Raw genomic sequence first — 18,001 nt, 5'->3', positions numbered from 1 at the left:
TATTTCAATCGAAAAAACAAATGTCGTTAGATAACAACAAAATAAGGTTAAATTAAATGAAAGTGTATTTTGTTTCCGATGGAACCGCGATCACGGCGGAGGTGTTTGGGTCGGCTATGTTGTCGTTTTTTGATGTGGCGGTGGAGACCAAGAGTGTGCCTTTTTTAGCCACTAAGGATCAAGCCGAAGGTCTGAAACATCAGATCAATGAAGAGATGAAAAACACAACTGGGCTCATGGTGTTTTACACCATTTCGGACGCAAATATTCGCAATATCATCGAGTCATGCGATTGTCATTGCTACAACTTGTTTGGGGATTTGTTATCACCGATCGAGCAAGCTTTAGGTGTTAAAGCACAGCCCACTGCACAGAAAGCCCACGGCATGAAAGAAGGGGTTTATGATGGTCGTATGGATGCCGTGAACTACGCATTAGCCAATGATGACGGGGCATCCGTAAAGAATTTTGCAGAGGCCGATATCATTTTGTTAGGGGTGTCGCGCTCAGGAAAAACACCAACAAGCTTATATTTGGCGATGCAGTATGGCATCAAAGCGGCCAACTACCCGATTACCGAAGATGACTTTTCTGCCCCTGGTTTGCCTAGGGTGTTGAAAGAGCATAAGAAAAAACTTTATGGACTTACCATTGACGCACAGCGACTGCATGAAATCCGTACAGGGCGTATGGCAGCGAGCAAATACGCTTCTTCTCGTCAGTGCCGATACGAAGTGGATGAGGTCGAGTCTCTTTATCGTCAGGAACGTATCCCGTTTCTAAATTCGACAAAATTGTCTGTGGAAGAAATTTCCACCAAAGTGATGGCGGAGATGAATTTGGTGCGTCATCGACAATAAAGCAAACACCTTGACCAATCGAATTATTCGATATGTTCGTGCTTTTTGCATGAAATTTAGACAAAAAAGGAATGAAAATATTTTACTTAGGTCAAATCTTTATTACCAAGAAGATAGAAAATGTCATAAATACCATCATATAAAGGGGCTTTGTTGTGTAATTACCAAATCAATGGCTTGTGTAACTGTGTAGATAATGCTGACAGCAGAGTGAATTTGCAGAGTATTGCCTGATTATGCTCTATAATGATAAGTAATTTACAACGCTCCAAATAGTGGGATGTTCATATGTCTATTTTTAAAAGGGCGTCTTATTGAAAAAACCAAGGATAAACACACATTGAGTAATAAAAAAGTTAACGATCCACACCAGCAACGAGAAGCGTCTAAGTACGATAACCCTGTGCCAAGTCGTGAGTTCATTTTAGAGTACCTTGCCACACAAAATAAAAGCATGGGTCATCTTGACCTGTGTGCAGCCTTTTCACTAACCGGTGAAGATGAAATAGAAGCATTGCGCCGTCGCCTTATCGCTATGTGCCGCGATAGCCAGATGGTCAGCAATCAGCAAGATGAATACTCACCGCTGTTAGAAAGTGACTTAATAGAAGGTTATGTTCAGGGAAACAAAGAAGGACATGGCTTTTTGTTGCGTCCAAACGATGACGATATCTTTTTGTCAGCGCGTCAAATGCAGAATGTCATGGATGGTGACAAAATCAAAGCGCGCCTGTCGGGTCGTAGTGTAAAAGGACGATTAGACGGTGTCGTGGTTGAGGTGATTGAACGCAAGCACAGTCAGCTGGTGGGTCGATACTACGAAGAAAGTCGAGTCGCGTTTGTTACGCCAGAGAACCCTCGTATTGCCCAAGATATTTTGATCACCACCGACTCGGGTTTAACGCCTTCCCATGGTCAATATGTACTGGCAGAAATTGTTTCTTATGCTGAACGTGGCAAGCCTGCTCAAGGTCTAGTGAAAAAAGTACTGGGTGACTTTATGGCACCGGGTGTGGAAATCGATGTGGCAATGCACCGTTTTGACATTCCCCATGAATGGCCTGCTGCGGTTGAAAAACAAATCAAGCAGTTTGGTACAGACGTTGCGGAAGAAGACAAAGCGCATCGTGTTGATTTACGTGATACGCCGTTTGTTACCATAGACGGTGAAGATGCCCGTGACTTTGACGATGCTGTGTATTGCGAAAAGACACCGGGTGGCTGGAAGTTGTTTGTTGCTATTGCTGACGTGTCGCATTACGTCAAAAAAGGCAGTGCGCTAGATGAAGAAGCTATTGTGCGCGGTAACTCCGTCTACTTCCCTGGCAAGGTGATTCCCATGTTGCCAGAAGTGTTGTCGAATGGATTGTGTTCGTTGAACCCAGATGTTGACCGTTTGGCCATGGTGGCAGAAATCTCTCTCACTTCACGCGGTAAAATGCGCGGTTTTAAATTCTACGAGGGCTTGATTCGTTCCCATGCGCGTTTGACTTACTCAAAAGTGGCAAAAATGATGGCGACAGAACCTGAGGAGCAAGGTCTAGAATTGCGCGAGCGTTATGCTTCTATTGTGTCTCATATTGATGATTTAAGCGGTTTGTATCAGGTGTTAAAAGGCGCTCGTGATGCGCGTGGTGCGATGGAGTTTGACACGATTGAGACCCGCATGGTGTTTGATGAACACTCTAAAATTGAACACATTGTGCCGGTTGAGCGAAACGATGCCCATAAGTTAATCGAAGAATGCATGTTGTGTGCGAACGTCGCCACGGCAGAGTTGCTTATTAAGGCGGATTTACCCGCTTTGTTCCGAGTGCATGAAGGGCCAAAAGATGACAGATTGCTGACGTTGCGTACCTACCTAGGGCTGCTCGGCTTAGAGCTTACTGGGGGCAGCAAACCCACGCCAGCGGATTATGCGGCTTTGTCCGAAGCGATCAAGGATCGTGGTGACGCACGCAGTATTCAAACCATGATGTTGCGTTCTATGTCACAGGCGGTCTATCAAGCTGACAATCTAGGGCATTTTGGCTTGAACTACGAAGCTTATACTCATTTTACGTCGCCGATTCGTCGCTATCCTGATTTGTTGGTACACCGCGCTATTCGTTACCTGATTCGTGGCGAAAATCGCCCAGCGATACGCCAAGCACATCGCGTTGCGGGGAGTCCTGAGTTAAAACAGCGTAAAATTTACGGCTACGATCACGCCAATATGGATGAGTTTGGTGATTCTTGTTCGCTGACGGAACGCCGTGCTGACGAAGCGACACGTGATGTGGAGTCTTGGCTCAAGTGCCAATACGTTGAGCAGCATTTAGGCGATGCGTTTGAAGGCATTGTGACCGCGGTTACACCGTTTGGTTTGTTTGTTGAATTGCAGGGGCTGTTTGTTGATGGTTTGGTGCATATTTCTGGTCTAGGGCAAGACTATTTCGTCCATGACATTGAGCATCAAGCCATTGTTGGTGAGCGCACCGGTAAGGTCTTCCGTATGGGGGATAGGTTAAAAGTGCGTGTTGCCAGTGTGAATTTGGAACAGCGTAAAATTGATTTGAGCATTGACGACAGCAGTACTCGACCGTCTCGTAAAAGAGTACAACGCGATGATCAAACCGAGCTGGATATGCAATTAGCGCAGTTGCCGCCTATGGAGTTGGGCGGACGTTCAAAGCCAAAGTCGGCGAAAAAGTCATCGACAGCAAAAACAGTGGACGATGCAAGCAAGAGCAAGGATAAGAAAAAAGACAAAGACGCCACATCTGCTAAAGAATCGGATGGCAAAGCGAAGAAAAAGCGTCGTTCACCGGTATCAAAAGGGAAGCGCATTCGTCAAAAGAAAACCGCGTCAGCGGCCAACGCCAGTGGCAAGTCAGCACCGGTGACGAAGAAGCCTAAGAAACCGAAAAAGCCCAAAAAATCCAACGCAAAGTCGAAAGCCAAAGAGTGATCCGCGTTAGTGCCCAATAAAAAAGGGGACTTGTGTCCCCATTCAACAGAGTAAACAATGTCAGATTTAGAATGGATATACGGCATACATGCCGTGGAAAATGCGTTAAACCAACAACCTGAGCGCATTAAAGAAGTGCGTTTTCAAGAAGGTCGTGATGACAAGAAAACGCAGCGTTTGCAGCAATTATGCAAAAGTCACAAAGTGCGTTGCTCTGTTGTGCCACGTCGAGACCTTGATCAGCTTTTTACCAAGAACAAAGACCGTGTTGTTCACCAAGGTGTGGTGGCTTACACCGAAATGAACAAGGCTGGCAACGAGGCTGATTTGCATACCTTGGTGGCTGGACTGGATGAAAACCCTCTTATCATTATTCTTGATGGTGTCACTGACCCTCATAATCTAGGAGCGTGTTTGCGCAGCGCCGATGCCGCTGGTGCGCACGCTGTTGTCATGCCCAAAGATAACTCAGCACCGTTAAATGCGACCGTTAGCAAGGTGGCCTGTGGTGCGGCAGAAAGCATCCCTGTCTATGCGGTGACCAATCTCGCACGAACCATGAAAAAACTCCAAGATCAGGGTGTTTGGATCTTTGGAACAGCAGGCGAAGCCACCCAGACGGTATACGATCAAGACTTTACCATTCCCACTGCCATCGTGATGGGGGCGGAAGGGCAAGGTATGCGTCGTTTAACGCGAGAGCAGTGTGACTACCTTGTGAAGTTGCCGATGGCCGGTGTGGTGTCTAGCTTAAATGTGTCGGTTGCGACCGGTGTTTGCCTGTATGAAGTCGTTCGTCAGCGCGCAGTAAAAGCATAAATGACAACATCACGTTAAGGAGCAACACTGTGTTTTCATCGTTTTCGATTCCGTCTCTTAACTCTACGCTTGACCTATCGTTGCAACAAAAAATTGACCATAAAACCAAACCGTTGGGTTCACTGGGGGCGCTTGAGCACATTGCGTTTCGTTTGGGTAAAATTCAGCAGACACTGACCCCTGATGTGTCTAAACCTAAGATGATTGTGTTTGCAGCAGATCATGGCGTGGTGGCTCAAGGTATCAGTTTGTTTCCTCAAGAAGTCACGCCACAAATGGTGATGAACTTCTTACAGGGAGGGGCCGCAGTGAGTGTATTTTGCCAACAACATCAGGTGCCATTGCGTGTTGTGGATGTGGGGGTAAACGCTGACTTAGTGCCTCATCCGCTTCTGGGTGTCCGCAAAGTGGCTTATGGCTCGCAGGACTTTAGCCAGCACGCTGCCATGACCAGCAAACAAGTGGCTCTGGCCATTCAAGCTGGGGTAGAGGAAGCCAATGATGCGATGGATGACGGGGTGAACTTGCTGATGTTTGGAGAAATGGGCATAGGCAACACCGGTGTTTCTTCTTGTATGATGACCGTTTTGATGGGGATCAGTGCACAAGACAGTGCGGGTCGTGGCACAGGGCTAGATGCTTCGGGCGTGTCCCATAAGGCGAAGATCATTGAGCAATCCATTGCCCGAGCGGAACAGGAAACGGGCCAGACAATGGACTGCTGGAGTGCACAAACCTTGGCAGAGCAAGTGGGCGGCTTTGAAATTATCGCGATGGCAGGTGCTATGTTGCAGTGTGCTCAGCGTCAGACAGCGTTTGTTGTCGATGGTTTTATTTGTACGGTCGCGCTGCTGTTTGCCCAAAAAGTGTCGCCAAACGTTGTTGAATACGCGATTTTTGCTCATCAATCACATGAAAAAGCACACTCTCGTTTGTTAAAGCACCTGAAAGCGGACGCCATTTTAGCGTTAGATTTGCGCTTAGGCGAAGGCTCTGGTGCGATTCTAGCGTACCCTCTCATCCAAAGTGCCTGTGTCTTTTTGAATTGCATGGCAAGCTTTGAGAGTGCCGGTGTCACCGATACCCAAGGCGATAAAAGTTGATAAGCACTCAGTGGATGATGCCTTATTGGCAAGGGTTTAAGCGAAGCTTGGTAACCTACACGCGAATACCATTAAACGTAGACTGGGGAGACGCTGTGCCACATGTTTCTCCTGTGTGCTTTTTACCTAGCATTGGTATGGTTGTGGCGTTATTGAGCGCTTGGCCGTTGTGGTTTGATTTTTCGACCTCCTTACAAGCATTACTCATGTTACTAACGGCAGTGTTATTAACCGGTGGTTTTCATGAGGACGGTTTAATGGATGCCTGTGACGGTTTAGTGGGAGGCTGGACGCAAGAGCAACGTCTGACAATCATGAAGGACTCCCGTATAGGCAGTTATGCGGCGCTATCAATCTGGTTTTCCTTGTCATTAAAGTGGTTATTGTTAAGCGAATTATTAACTGCGATTCCAGATTCATTCCTAGGGTTTATTTACACACTCAGTGCTTGGTGTGCGGTGCATGTGTTAGCAAGAATGTTTCCACTGATGCTGATGACATCATTGGATTACGTCACCATGGGGAAAAGCAAAGCAAACAGTATGATCACCAAATTGACGCTACCTCAGTGGAGTATTGCTCTGTTGCCTTGCTTATTAGTAGGCATGGTGGCGTTTGATTTGTTTGATATTATGGCAACCTTGCTTTGTTCCTTGTTGTTGGTACTGCTGATGCACTGGTATTTAAAAAGAAAGCTCTCTGGGTTCAATGGCGATACTCTGGGTGCCAGTGAGCAAGTTGGCGAAATCTTCATTATTTTGTGTTTGCTGGTGTCTTATTCATGAAGTTGTTTTTACTGCGTCATCCTAAGCCAGATGTAAAAAAGGGCTTATGTTACGGTGATCAAGATGTACCTTTGTTAGCGGGCTGGGAAACGGCGGCAGAGGCGATCAAAGGGAACTTGTCATTGGATTTCACACAGACCAATAATGTGTGTTTTCACAGTCCATTACAGCGTGCGGCTTTATTGGCTGAGCGAGTCAGTGGCGGCCAATCGATCTGTGTAGAGGCGTTAAAAGAGTTAGACTTTGGCGACTGGGAAGGGCTGTGTTGGCAAGACATTCCTCGACAGGAAATTGATGCTTGGGCTAGCGACATTGTTCATTCTGCACCCTATAATGGCGAATCTTTACAGGTGGTTGCAGATCGAGTTTGGCGCTGGTGGTTGTCTGTTAAAGATGAGCCGATTGAAAACGGTGTGGTCGTTGCGCATTCCGGTGTGATTAAGGTGTTTGTGAGTCTTTTGTGTCAGTGGCCACTTGAACAGTGTCATCGTATTGATGTGGGCTTTAACAGCATTACTGAGCTGCATATTCAAGGCGATTTTGTGTCTTTAAAGCGTTTGGGTGCCGGGGATTGGGCTGTGAATTCATAAGAAAATAGGCTGTCTTTGGGAAGTGTGCGGTTTGGTATTCACCAAGCCTTCTGATGTTCGATTGAGAAAAAATAACATGTTGCTCTATTGGTTAGGTATGTTTGGCATTGCTGCGTTTGCTATTACAGGCGTTATTTCGTCGGGTAAAAAAGACATGGATCTTTTCAGTTTGGTGTTTCTCGGGATGGTAGCGGCCTTGGGCGGTGGTACTATTCGGGACACGGTGCTGTCGGTTGAGACGGTCTATTGGGTGGAAGATACCTCTTATCTTTGGGTGGCCTTGCTGTCATCGGTGGCGGCATTTTTTGTTATGCCTCATGTCGACGATAGACGTAAAGTTTTCCATTATGCCGACTCCTTTGGTTTGGCCTTGTTTACTGTTGTTGCAACGGAAAAAGTCATGAGCCTAGGTTTTTCTTCGCCTATCGCGATTCTTATGGGGGTGGTGACTGGCATTGCGGGCGGTATGATTCGTGATGTATTGAGTAACCGTGAACCTCTGGTATTGGGGCGTGAATTTTACGGAACGCCGGCTTTGCTTGGTGCCATATTGTTTGTGTTACTTCAAAAAAATATGCCTTTTCATGAGTTTAACTCGATTTACGCTGTAGGCTTTATTTTTATACTGAGGGTGTTTGCGATTCATCGAGATTTGTATTTTCCAAGCTGGCTGCTTTATAAAAAGAAGTAGTACAAGGTGGGAAGGTGTTTTTTCGATGTGAGGTCAATTCGTATCGCCTTGCTGGGTTCATTTTAACGAAAGAGAAAACTTATGAGTAATTCGCAACAGAGTACAACATCCGATAAAGGCACTGTTCTCGCTAAAGACGCGGCACACAATACAGACACAACTGGGGAAGTCGCAAAAAATGAAGCGCGCCTTTTAAAGAAGAAAGCCGTAGTGGATCAGCGTATTGCTGCTGCGACAGAGGAGCGTGGCGTAACGATTTTACTCACGGGCAACGGTAAGGGAAAAAGCTCCAGTGCATTTGGTACAATGGCACGAGCGCTCGGTCATGGACAGCAAGCTGCTGTGATTCAGTTCATCAAAGGTCGAAAAGAGACAGGAGAACAGTTGTTCTTTGGCTCGCATCCGCAGGTGGGTTTTCATGTAATGGGGCACGGTTTTACTTGGGAAACACGAGATCCAGAACGAGAGAAAAAAGCGGCCGAACAAGCATGGGCGTTGGCCAAACAGGTTTTGTCTGATCCTGCTGTGCACTTTGTTTTGCTCGATGAGATTACTTATATGTACAAGTACGGTTATCTAGACGAAGCCGATTTGCTTGCCGCACTGGCCGCGAGACCGGCACATCAGAATGTGATGATGACTGGGCGCACAGCACCGAGAGCACTTTTAGAGAGTGTAGACACACACAGCAAGATCGCTAATGAACGCCATGCTTTTGCCAGTGGTGTTAAGGCGCAAGTAGGGATTGAGTGGTAGGCAGCCTTTGTTTATTTTATAGGCAAGTTAAATAAAGCGATTAAAATGAGATTAATTCTCAAATAGACTGGCTTTCTTTGTTTTCTTTTATGATAATGGTTCTCGTTAAGTGCTTTTATTTATCATTTTAGACAATGGAGATCGCCATGCAAAACTGGGAACGTTTAACAAGACATGCTAACAGAGCGTATTCAAACCACGATTTTTTAGAAGCGGTGGATTTAAATCGCCAAGCGCTGTTGCATGCTGAGCGGTCTTTTGATGATGATTTTTATCAAGATGCGGAATCCACAGTGGCCGCTGCTGCCGTCAGTTACCTCAATATTGCCGAATCTTACACAGCGTTAGGCGATTACATTTCTGCAAATACGCAATTCGAAAATGCGGTTAACTTTTTGCAAATTATCATTGCTCGTTCTGATGTTAATGATGAACAACGTGATCTTATTATGCGTACAGCCAATCATATTCGCTTTGAGTGGGAGTTGTTTACTCAAAGTTTTGGTCAAAAAGTATCCGCTCAGGGGCGCGCTTTAATGCGTTCGTTAGCCCACGCTGTGGCGATCCCTGTTGCTCATGCTCATCATTGATGTTTGATATGAACTGGACAGAGTGTCTGCATTGGGTATTGCTCTTTCTTGCGATAGGCATGGTGTTTGGAAGCTTCCTGTATAAGCGCCTGATTAGGGTGCTTTAGGGGCTTGCGGATCAAGTGTCAAGCAATCAAGACACTTTACCTGTCAGTGCGAAAAGAGACTGTCTTTGAAAGCTGTTGTTAAGCAAATTTTTCTCTACAATCTTTCGGCATATTAGACCAAAGCACTCTGCTTTTAAGAGCGATCTTTGGAATACGATTTTATCTATTGTCGCTGAGAGAGCCCCTATGTCCGCTATTGAAATACCTGCAGTCAAAAAACACACACGCCTTGAAGATGCTCAGGCGGTGATGTTGGGAACCTTAATTATTGCTTTGGGTGTAAACCTTTTCACTCATGCTGGCCTTTTAACGGGTGGCTCAGCTGGGTTGGCGTTTCTGATGCAGTACTCGACGTCATTCAGTTTTGGTCAGGCTTTCTTTTTAATCAATTTGCCTTTTTATGTGCTGGCATGGGTGCATTTTGGCTGGGAATTTACCCTCAAGACCTTTTTATCCGTCTTTTGTTTGTCTGTTTTTTCCGATATCACGCCAATGTTGATTACCTTTGAAACGCTCAACCCTCTGTACGCCAGCGTAGCAGGGGGCTTTTTGATGGGCGTGGGCTTTCTGATGCTGTTTCGCCACAATGCAAGTTTAGGTGGACTCAATATTTTGGCGCGATATTTATCGGAAAAATACGCGATTTCCATGGGTAAATTTCAAATGGCAGTGGATTGTGTCATTGTGCTTATGTCTGTCTTTGTTGTGGATTACAGCTTGATTCTCATTTCTTTTGTTGGGGCGGTGGCGTTGAACCTAATTATTGCTGTCAACCACAAACCCGAACGTTATATGGGGAATGTGTAGTGAATACTGCCTCAATGTTACGGCATGAGTATAAGACGGCTTGAGTCGTCTTTTTTTAGCTGTCTTTTTTGGAATAGGCATTCTGGGGCGGTATTTGGGTTAATAGTGTCTGATATTTCCTAAGCGTGGTTTGCTCAGGTATGATTAGCGCAATCCAAATGCAGAGGACCCCCCTTTGGAACTGCTCAAAGTTGATAATCTTAACCCCTATCTCGATGACCTAATTGAACTCCTGTGTGATGCCGTAGACTCTGGTGCTCCAATTGGTTTCCTACCGCCAATGAGCGATGCGGAAGCAAAGTCTTATTGGCAGTCGGTTAATGACGATCTGCAAGCCAATGCACGCCAGGTGTTACTGGTGCGCGAAGACGACAAAGTGGTCGGCAGTGTACAAATAGGCATGTCGCCAAAAGCCAACGCATTGCATCGTTGTGATGTTGAGAAGCTTATGGTGCACACAGACGTTCGGGAAAATGGTCTGGGTAGTATTCTTATGCAAGGTGTTGAGCGAGTAGCCGCTGCCATGCAGAGACACCTACTGATTTTAGAGGTGAGAAGCGATGACATTGCCCATGATATGTACGTCAACATGGGTTACATTGCTTTTGGTGAAGTACCGGGCTATACCCGCAGTGCGAATGGTATGTTGCATAATGCGACCTTCTTCTACAAAGAAATTGAAACCACCCACGAAGTATTTTCTTAATTTAACAAAGCCATAGGCGATACCCTTGAGACTTGATTTTTATTTATCCCATGTGACTGAACTGGCGCGTAAAGCCGCCAAGATTGCCGCTTCCAAAGGCCGTGTGACGGTGAATGGAGACGTGGTGAAAAAAGCCAATTACACCGTAAAAGAAGGCGATCAAATTTGTCTAGACGACACACTGTTAGCGTGGCCTTCAGAGGGCTACTACTTGCTGAATAAACCGGCCGGGTATGTGTGTGCGAACCATGACCCTGATCATCCAACTGTACTGGATTTGGTGCCGCCTCACCTAGGTCAAGAGTTGAACATTGTGGGTCGTTTAGACAAGGACACCACGGGCTTGTTGCTATTAACAACCGACGGTCAATGGCTACATCGTATTACGTCGCCTCGTAATGCTTGTGCAAAACGGTACAAGATGCTGTTAGCGGACCCCATTAGTGACAACGCATTAAAGCAGTTAGAGGCTGGTGTGATGTTGCATGGTGAAGATCAACCCACTTTGCCTGCGGTAGCAGAGCGCATCAGTGAATGTGATATTTATTTGACGATTCAAGAAGGCAAATATCACCAAGTGAAACGTATGTTAGCGGCGGTTGGTAACAAAGTGGAAGAGCTTCACCGTGATCAAATTGGCGACCTTTCACTGGATGAGGATTTAGCCATCGGCGAATTTCGTGAGTTAACCGACGTTGAAGTCGCGTACTTTTAAAGAGAGAGAGCACAATGAAAGAATTATCCATGGATGAGCGCGTACAACTATTAGTCGCGTCTGACAGTGAACGTTTAGCGTATTTTATTGAGCAGGTTAAACACACAGAACAAGTGTGGAGCCTGAGTAATGATGAAGGCTTTGTTATGGTCGAAACAGATGACGGTGACTGTGTGATGGTGTGGCCTGATGCAGAGTTTGCTAGTCAATGGGCCATAGAGGACTGGGACGATTGTGAAGCCGTTGCTGTGCCGTTGGCACAATTTAAAGCCGAATGGTTGCCAAGTCTTGCGTTGGATAATATTACGGTGGCTGTTTTCCCTAATATTGAAGATGAAGGGAAGCTATCGACGGCGCAAGCATTAACAGACCTATTGGCGTAAATGTCTCTTAATAAGGATGGTAGAGTTTCATGAGTAAGCGTCAGAATCATCGGGAAGAAATCTTTGAAAAAATCTTAGAGGCCGCTGAGATTGAGTTTGGCCTTAAAGGCTACAACGGTGCGAGTCTGCAACATATTGCAGAGCGCGCTGGTCTGCCGAAGCCAAATATTATTTATTACTTCCAGTCAAAAGCCAATCTGTATAAAAGCGTCTTAGATCAGACATTAATGGGGTGGAACGATCTGTTTGATCGCGCCACGTTAGAAGACGATCCAGCGATTGTATTAGACCGTTTTATTCGGGAGAAACTCAAGCAAAGCTTTGAGAAGCCGGGTACATCAAGGTTATTTGCTATGGAGGTCATTGGTGGTGCGCTGCATATTGGTGATTACTTAAAGCAAGAATTGCAGCCTTGGTTTGCTTCTCGAATGGCGTTGTTACAAGGCTGGATGGACGCAGGACGAATGCGTTCTTGTGACCCTGCCAGTGTAATTTATATGATTTGGGCAACAACGCAACACTATGCCGACTTTGAAGCACAAGTGTTGGCACTCAGTGGCGTGACGTCATTAGAAGACACCGATTTGCAACGTATCGGTGACACAGTGAGCGGTATTATTTTGACGGGCTGCGGTCTGACGCTACCGACATCAGAGCCATCATCAAATACCTGACATGGTGTCAGGTATTTTCTCTTAATTGATGAATGTGTTGCACCAAAGCCCGTAATTTTGCGGGTTTGGCGGGTTTTGCCATATAGGTAATCCCCAGTTTCTGGCATTCCTCAACCAGTTCTGGGTCTCTCAGGGCGGTAATTAATACGGCTGGAATCTTTTTACGAGCACGATCGCGCAATGATTGGATCAGCGCCAATCCATTATGATTTTCGTCTAGGTTATAATCGACCAACAACAACTCCGCTTCGCCATCAGCATTTAATGCATCATCAAAACGATTAAAAGTGCGGCAATCACATTGCCAATGCGTCAGTAGGGTATTCATTGCGGTGAGGTTATTCTGCTCATCATCGATACACCAAACATAGCAGGTAGCGAGTTTTTCGTGTTGCGTGCTGACTTTTGTTGGTGCCTGTGAGGTTTCTGTTTGGCGACTCTGTGCAATGGGAATACCGATGCTAAAACAACTGCCTTTGCCCGGTGTGGAATGAATTTCCGTCGCAAGTCCAAGCTGTTTTTGCATACGGCGTACCAAGCCCAATCCTAACCCCATACCAGGTTCTTGTGTGTTCTCCCAGCGATAAAAATCGTCAAAGATTTTCTTCTGTTCGCTCTGCGGGATACCCACGCCTGTGTCCCATACCTGTAAGTACACTACGCCATTTCGAGGTCTTACGCTCAGCAGTACGCGACCTTGACGGGTGTATTTAACCGCATTAGAAACAAAGTTTTGAATAATACGACGCAGATAAATAGGGTCTGTGTGTACTCGAAAAGGGCGTAAATGCGTTGTCAGCCGAATGTTTTTGCTGTCGGCGATAACGTCAAATTCTTGAACGATGGGAGTGAGAATATCCTGTAGATCGCAATCGACTAAGGTGGGTTTAATGGCACCTTGATCTAAACGCGCAATTTCTAATAGAGTCGAGATAAGTGCTTCCGTTGATTCTAGGGAATCGGACAAGCGTTCAATCACTTGACTGGTGTCTTTCGGTAAAGACGTCGATTGCAAAATGCCCATGTACAGTTTAGCCGCATTCAGTGGTTGTAAAATGTCATGACTTGCCAAGGCAAGAAATTCGGTTTTAGAGGCGTTGGCGCGTTCGGCTTCCGCTTTCGCACTGATGAGTGCTTTTTCTGCCTGGTTACGACGATCGATTTCTTGTAAGAGTTCTTGGTTGACACCTTGGACCTCTTCAGTGCGCGCTTCGACCCGTTTTTCTAAGTCAATATTGGCTTCTTTGAGCGCTTGCTGACTTTCAATGTGTTCTGTGACATCAGTAAAGCTGGTGACAAAGCCGCCATCGGGTAAAGGGTTACCTACCATTTCGATAACGCGTCCGCTGCTGCGACGGCGTAAAAATCGATGGGTTGTGCCTTTACGTAAATGCTCTAAACGTTTGTTGACGAGTTCTTCTATGTCGCCCACGCCACATTCACCTCGTTCAGCATTAAAGCGAATCAGTTCTTCTACCGGCAGACCTAATTTGAGCATGCCCTCGGGATAGGGGTAGAGAGAAAGATAGGTTTTATTCCACGCCACAATTCGTAAATTTTTATCGACCACACTGATGCCTTGGTCGAGGTTGTCCATAGAAACAAACAGCAGGTTTTGGCTGAATTGAATGGCCTGAGTGGTTTCGTCAAGATATGTGACCATTTCTTCTACCTTGATTTTTTTATCAATCAAGAGGGAGTTTATAATGGTTCGAGCCGATGACCCTCCTAGGACACCGCCTAAAATACGTTCACAATAGTCAATAAAAAAACGACTGGGTGTCAGGCTAGGTGTGATGGTTTCGCCATAGTCGCGTTCAAAGTTTGCAAGAACGTGTTGGCTTTTTTGTTTGCCTAAAAAGGTTTCCATCAGCACAGTAAAGTCGCTGTTTGTCGCCTTGCTTTTGGGTTTAAACAGCCCTTTTTCTTGTTCTGTTTTGAGGCTAACAAACGCGGTTGCTTGAATGCGGTCAATGAGCCGTTCAGTTGATAATAATGAGCCGACGACATACCCCGCGAGATTGGCAATGAGACTGATAAAAGCGCCATAACTGATCATTTCAGAGCGTGATTGGGCGTTGTCTAGTCCCCAGTCAAGGTTCCCTGTCAGGGGCAGCATCATCAATAAAACCCACGACAAAAAGCCCAGCGTCAGACCTGTATAAACGCCATAAGCATGCGCCCGTTTCCAATATAGCCCCCCGATAACCGCTGGCATTAACTGCAAAACTAAGGAAAAGGCCAGCACGCCCGTTCCCGCCAGAGATTCATTGTTGGCCATTTTTTGATAGTACAAGAAAGACAACGACAAAATGCCCAGCATGGCCAGACGGCGTATGATTAAAATACGTCGACGGTATAAGGGGAGTGATTGTTGTTGTGCACTGGCACGAGCCAGCATGAGAGGTAAAATGACATCATTACTGATCATAATGCTCAGCGCAAAGGTGGCGATAATAATCATGGCGGTGGTAGCCGACATGCCGCCTAAAAAGATCAGCATCTGCAGGGGTAAGTTGTCTGATACTAGGGCAAACTGAATGACGTACGTATCGGGATTGACGTTTCCAGCAAATAACTGCTGACCGACGATGGCGATCGGCGGGATGATGACGGCGAAAATCAAGAGATACAAGGGAAACAACCAGCGGGCCATGTTCGATTGTTTATTGCTTTGATGGTCGACCACAGTCACATGGAATTGTCGTGGTAAACAAATAACGGCGGCAGCAGACATAAAGGTCTGCATTATAAATGAGAAAGATAGAAATTGTTCTGAGTTCCAGGCAGAAAGTGCACCGCTTTGATAGAGCGCTTGGAAGTCAATGTCTTTAGCCATTAGTATGGCGACCATGCCTACCGCTATGATCGCGACCAATTTAAATAACGACTCGGAACCAATGGCCAGCATCATACCCGAACGGTATTCGGTGACTTCGACTTTGCGAGTACCAAATAACATGGCAAAAATACCAATCAGTATCGTGGCAATAAGGACAACCAAGTTATTTGACGATTCGCTGTGATGGACAAACAGAGCAAAGTTTGAACCGATGGCTTTAAGTTGTAAGGCAATGTAGGGAATAACCGCTAGCATACTGATCAGTATCACCAACGGAGCGGTAATCGGACGCTTGCCATAGCGCGATGAAATGAAGTCAGCAATGGAGGTGATATTTTGCTTATGACTGACGGCAATCAGTTTGCGCAATACAGGAAATGCAAACAAATAAAGCAAAATAGGGCCCAGTAGAACGGGCAAGTAATGCCAACCGGAACGTGACGCTTCCCCGATAGAGCCATAGTAGGTCCATGCGGTGCAATAAATGGCCAGAGATGCACTGTAGACTAACGGGTGTCGAGTGAGCTTTTTTGCCGTCGCGCTTTCTTTGTCGCCCCAGATTGCAATCCAGAATAAACCAAAGACATAAAAAATGGCCAGAAGAACCCAGAAAACAGTCATTAAATACAGTACCTGTAAGAGGCTAAAAGGTTATCGTTTGTATTATTAAATGTAGCATAGGCGAGAGGGAAATCCTCTACGACTTAGGTCTTGACGGAAGCGCTTACAAGGACAAAATAGAATAAAAATCATTTTTTTAAAGAGAATATTCCCCAACCCCTTTAAAAATTAAGGCGCGTACCAATCTCGTAAGGGTATACGGTAGTTATTACGCTTATGGAACGTTATCATATTGCCACCAACTATTGTTTGGGTTCGTGTTGTGGCTGTGTCGCGCTTATTGTTGAAACGTAAGGTTTGCTTGTATCAAACGCTCGTTCCCTTATAACTTATTATTTATTACTTAGGAGAATACAATGCAAATTACTGAAAACGCGGTTGTGAGCATGCACTACACATTGAAAGATGAGCAAGGCCAGCAGCTTGATTCGTCTGTCGGTCAGGAACCGTTAGTCTTTTTGAGCGGCGCTCAAAACATCATCGACGGCCTTGATAAAGCACTGCAAGGTAAAGTAGCGGGTGATAAGTTGGACGTTTCAGTTGCCCCTGAAGAAGGGTACGGTGCGGTACACGAAGAGCTGATCCAAAAAGTACCTACTGAAAACTTCCAAGGTGTTGACGAAATTCAGGTTGGCATGCAGTTTATGGCGCAGACACCTGGCGGCCAACAGCCTGTTACCGTGATCGCTGTAGAAGACGATGGCGTTATGCTGGATGGTAACCACCCTCTTGCTGGCAAAACATTGCAATTTGACGTTGAAATTATTGATGTACGCGAAGCGTCTACTGAAGAACTAGAGCATGGTCATGTTCACGGTGAAGGCGGTCATCAGCACTAAGCGTTGATGGCAAAAAGTAATACACTCAGTCAAACAAAAAAGCAGCTTTGGTAACAAAGCTGCTTTTTTTATGGAATTTGCTATTGATTATCAAAGATCAATAGCAGTCAGTATTCAGATTCTGTTCCACTGCTGTTAGTAGTTATTACGCGCTGTCTGAGTGTTTTTATCAATACTAAACACATTCCATCGTGCTTCTTGAAACGACGTTTTCGCCAACACTTCCGCTACCACACGACGATTTTTCTCACGTCCCCATGCGGTTTCATTGGTTGCAATGGGATTCATTTCACCAAAGCCAACACCTTTGACGCGACTCTCATCAATTTTAAAGCTGTTAATTAGAATATGACTAATAGCACTGGCTCGCTGTTGAGATAAAGAGCGGTTTAGCTCATCGGATCCTACGCTGTCAGTATGACCTTCGATGACGGCTGTGGCGGCTGGATTCGCTTTTAAGAAATCCGCAAGCTTTTTAAGTTCAGGGTAAAAAGCGTGTTTCAAATCTGCTTTACCTGAATCAAACAACACCTTTAACTGAATGGTAAGGCGTTCTTCTGTGATGGTACTGCACCCGTCATTGTCAACAAACGCACCAGACAGCGTGTTCGAGCACATATCCCGAGCGTCAATCACACCATCGGCATCTGAGTCGATAATACGACTGTGTGGGTTACTGGTGTATAAACTCTCGGCTTGTAGGGCACAACTCAAGGTAAGTAAAAAAGCGAATGTACTGATGGTTTTGATGAGAGTGATCATAGGGTGTACCTCATTTGTCTTTTTGTTCAATGCAAATAAGTGTAATGGGCTTGAAAAAAGTGCCCTATGGGCTTTTTGTAGCTTATACGCCTTTAAAAGCGTGTTTTGTAAGGCTTTTGTGAGTAAGAAAGGCATTTACGTCACATTGTATCTGGATTGTAATTTTGTGTGAAAGAGAGGCTAAACCGTAAAGAAAAAGGACATAAAAAGGTATAAAAAATATTTATTCCCTCAAATAGCCGCTAATCTATGGTAGTCTACGCGCCCTGGTATGCGAGTGACTAAGCAATTTATTCCCTGTTTAAACCAGTTCGAGCGCTTTCCCCATGCGTTTCTCGATATCTCGTTTTTTTATCGGTGGCCCGTCCACCCTTTTGGTCGTTTGTGGCTCACCACAGATA

17 protein-coding genes are annotated in these 18,001 nt (G+C 45.6%); 15 read left to right on the top strand and 2 right to left on the bottom strand.

Annotation, left to right across the window (positions count from 1 at the left end; translation table 11 throughout):
• Positions 1 to 56: 56 nt before the first annotated feature.
• The 14 genes from LG368_RS02540 to LG368_RS02475 all read left to right on the top strand — a co-directional run bounded on the left by LG368_RS02540 (position 57) and on the right by LG368_RS02475 (position 12,536).
• Positions 57 to 860 carry a pyruvate, water dikinase regulatory protein gene (locus tag LG368_RS02540; RefSeq protein WP_226753160.1) on the top strand — a complete coding sequence of 268 codons (804 nt, stop codon included), beginning with the start codon at positions 57 to 59 and terminating at the stop codon, positions 858 to 860.
• A 340-nt stretch (positions 861 to 1,200) separates the two neighbouring features.
• Positions 1,201 to 3,810, top strand: coding sequence for a ribonuclease R (gene rnr, locus LG368_RS02535; protein WP_226753159.1), 2,610 nt, complete (start codon positions 1,201 to 1,203; stop codon positions 3,808 to 3,810).
• A gap of 57 nt (positions 3,811 to 3,867) precedes the next feature.
• Complete coding sequence (rlmB, locus tag LG368_RS02530) at positions 3,868 to 4,629, top strand: 23S rRNA (guanosine(2251)-2'-O)-methyltransferase RlmB (RefSeq protein WP_226753158.1); 762 nt, start codon at positions 3,868 to 3,870, stop codon at positions 4,627 to 4,629.
• Positions 4,630 to 4,658: 29 nt separating this feature from the next.
• Positions 4,659 to 5,732, top strand: coding sequence for a nicotinate-nucleotide--dimethylbenzimidazole phosphoribosyltransferase (gene cobT, locus LG368_RS02525; protein ID WP_226753157.1), 1,074 nt, complete (start codon positions 4,659 to 4,661; stop codon positions 5,730 to 5,732).
• The gene (locus tag LG368_RS02520) at positions 5,729 to 6,517 is read left to right on the top strand and encodes an adenosylcobinamide-GDP ribazoletransferase (RefSeq protein ID WP_226753156.1); all 789 of its coding nucleotides are present in this window, start codon (positions 5,729 to 5,731) and stop codon (positions 6,515 to 6,517) included. Before cobT ends, LG368_RS02520 begins: the two co-directional genes overlap by 4 nt.
• Positions 6,514 to 7,107: a histidine phosphatase family protein gene (locus LG368_RS02515; RefSeq protein ID WP_226753155.1), complete on the top strand. Its 594-nt coding sequence runs from the start codon at positions 6,514 to 6,516 to the stop codon at positions 7,105 to 7,107. The genes LG368_RS02520 and LG368_RS02515 overlap by 4 nt, the downstream gene beginning before the upstream one ends.
• A 76-nt stretch (positions 7,108 to 7,183) precedes the next feature.
• Complete coding sequence (locus LG368_RS02510; protein WP_226753154.1) at positions 7,184 to 7,798, top strand: trimeric intracellular cation channel family protein; 615 nt, start codon at positions 7,184 to 7,186, stop codon at positions 7,796 to 7,798.
• 81 nt (positions 7,799 to 7,879) lie between these two features.
• A complete protein-coding gene (cobO, locus tag LG368_RS02505; protein ID WP_226753153.1) occupies positions 7,880 to 8,554 on the top strand; it encodes a cob(I)yrinic acid a,c-diamide adenosyltransferase in 675 nt (224 codons plus the stop codon).
• 146 nt (positions 8,555 to 8,700) lie between these two features.
• The gene (locus LG368_RS02500; protein ID WP_226753152.1) at positions 8,701 to 9,144 is read left to right on the top strand and encodes a tetratricopeptide repeat protein; all 444 of its coding nucleotides are present in this window, start codon (positions 8,701 to 8,703) and stop codon (positions 9,142 to 9,144) included.
• Positions 9,145 to 9,437: 293 nt separating this feature from the next.
• Positions 9,438 to 10,058: a YitT family protein gene (locus LG368_RS02495; RefSeq protein ID WP_226753151.1), complete on the top strand. Its 621-nt coding sequence runs from the start codon at positions 9,438 to 9,440 to the stop codon at positions 10,056 to 10,058.
• 175 nt (positions 10,059 to 10,233) lie between these two features.
• Positions 10,234 to 10,764 carry a GNAT family N-acetyltransferase gene (locus LG368_RS02490; RefSeq protein ID WP_226753150.1) on the top strand — a complete coding sequence of 177 codons (531 nt, stop codon included), beginning with the start codon at positions 10,234 to 10,236 and terminating at the stop codon, positions 10,762 to 10,764.
• Between the two features lie 25 nt (positions 10,765 to 10,789).
• Positions 10,790 to 11,479, top strand: a complete 690-nt coding sequence (locus tag LG368_RS02485; protein ID WP_226753149.1) for a pseudouridine synthase — start codon at positions 10,790 to 10,792, stop codon at positions 11,477 to 11,479.
• 14 nt (positions 11,480 to 11,493) lie between these two features.
• Complete coding sequence (locus LG368_RS02480; RefSeq protein ID WP_226753148.1) at positions 11,494 to 11,862, top strand: DUF2750 domain-containing protein; 369 nt, start codon at positions 11,494 to 11,496, stop codon at positions 11,860 to 11,862.
• Between the two features lie 29 nt (positions 11,863 to 11,891).
• Positions 11,892 to 12,536: a TetR family transcriptional regulator C-terminal domain-containing protein gene (locus LG368_RS02475; protein ID WP_226753147.1), complete on the top strand. Its 645-nt coding sequence runs from the start codon at positions 11,892 to 11,894 to the stop codon at positions 12,534 to 12,536.
• Between the two features lie 7 nt (positions 12,537 to 12,543).
• Here LG368_RS02475 and LG368_RS02470 read toward each other — a convergent pair whose 3' ends face one another.
• The gene (locus LG368_RS02470) at positions 12,544 to 15,999 is read right to left on the bottom strand and encodes a hybrid sensor histidine kinase/response regulator (protein ID WP_226753146.1); all 3,456 of its coding nucleotides are present in this window, start codon (positions 15,997 to 15,999) and stop codon (positions 12,544 to 12,546) included.
• Between the two features lie 356 nt (positions 16,000 to 16,355).
• On the opposite strand from LG368_RS02470, the gene LG368_RS02465 reads away from it, so the two are divergent.
• Positions 16,356 to 16,838: an FKBP-type peptidyl-prolyl cis-trans isomerase gene (locus LG368_RS02465; RefSeq protein WP_226753145.1), complete on the top strand. Its 483-nt coding sequence runs from the start codon at positions 16,356 to 16,358 to the stop codon at positions 16,836 to 16,838.
• 135 nt (positions 16,839 to 16,973) lie between these two features.
• Here LG368_RS02465 and LG368_RS02460 read toward each other — a convergent pair whose 3' ends face one another.
• Positions 16,974 to 17,600: an OmpA family protein gene (locus tag LG368_RS02460; protein WP_226753144.1), complete on the bottom strand. Its 627-nt coding sequence runs from the start codon at positions 17,598 to 17,600 to the stop codon at positions 16,974 to 16,976.
• Positions 17,601 to 18,001: the final 401 nt, after the last annotated feature.

This window comes from Marinomonas algarum, assembly GCF_020532605.1.
GTDB classification, from domain to species: Bacteria; Pseudomonadota; Gammaproteobacteria; order Pseudomonadales; family Marinomonadaceae; genus Marinomonas; species Marinomonas algarum.
Note: the sequence above shows the minus strand (reverse complement) of the source record. Positions and strands in the feature narration are given on the sequence as shown.

Excerpts from the sequence above, each read along its gene's own strand:
- LG368_RS02515 (WP_226753155.1), top strand. The coding sequence starts at position 6,514 with ATGAAGTTGTTTTTACTGCGTCATCCTAAGCCAGATGTAAAAAAGGGC.
- cobO (WP_226753153.1), top strand. The coding sequence starts at position 7,880 with ATGAGTAATTCGCAACAGAGTACAACATCCGATAAAGGCACTGTTCTC.
- LG368_RS02540 (WP_226753160.1), top strand. The coding sequence starts at position 57 with ATGAAAGTGTATTTTGTTTCCGATGGAACCGCGATCACGGCGGAGGTG.
- rlmB (WP_226753158.1), top strand. The coding sequence starts at position 3,868 with ATGTCAGATTTAGAATGGATATACGGCATACATGCCGTGGAAAATGCG.
- LG368_RS02470 (WP_226753146.1), bottom strand. The coding sequence starts at position 15,999 with ATGACTGTTTTCTGGGTTCTTCTGGCCATTTTTTATGTCTTTGGTTTA.
- LG368_RS02480 (WP_226753148.1), top strand. The coding sequence starts at position 11,494 with ATGAAAGAATTATCCATGGATGAGCGCGTACAACTATTAGTCGCGTCT.
- LG368_RS02475 (WP_226753147.1), top strand. The coding sequence starts at position 11,892 with ATGAGTAAGCGTCAGAATCATCGGGAAGAAATCTTTGAAAAAATCTTA.
- LG368_RS02465 (WP_226753145.1), top strand. The coding sequence starts at position 16,356 with ATGCAAATTACTGAAAACGCGGTTGTGAGCATGCACTACACATTGAAA.
- LG368_RS02510 (WP_226753154.1), top strand. The coding sequence starts at position 7,184 with ATGTTGCTCTATTGGTTAGGTATGTTTGGCATTGCTGCGTTTGCTATT.
- LG368_RS02500 (WP_226753152.1), top strand. The coding sequence starts at position 8,701 with ATGCAAAACTGGGAACGTTTAACAAGACATGCTAACAGAGCGTATTCA.
- LG368_RS02495 (WP_226753151.1), top strand. The coding sequence starts at position 9,438 with ATGTCCGCTATTGAAATACCTGCAGTCAAAAAACACACACGCCTTGAA.
- LG368_RS02460 (WP_226753144.1), bottom strand. The coding sequence starts at position 17,600 with ATGATCACTCTCATCAAAACCATCAGTACATTCGCTTTTTTACTTACC.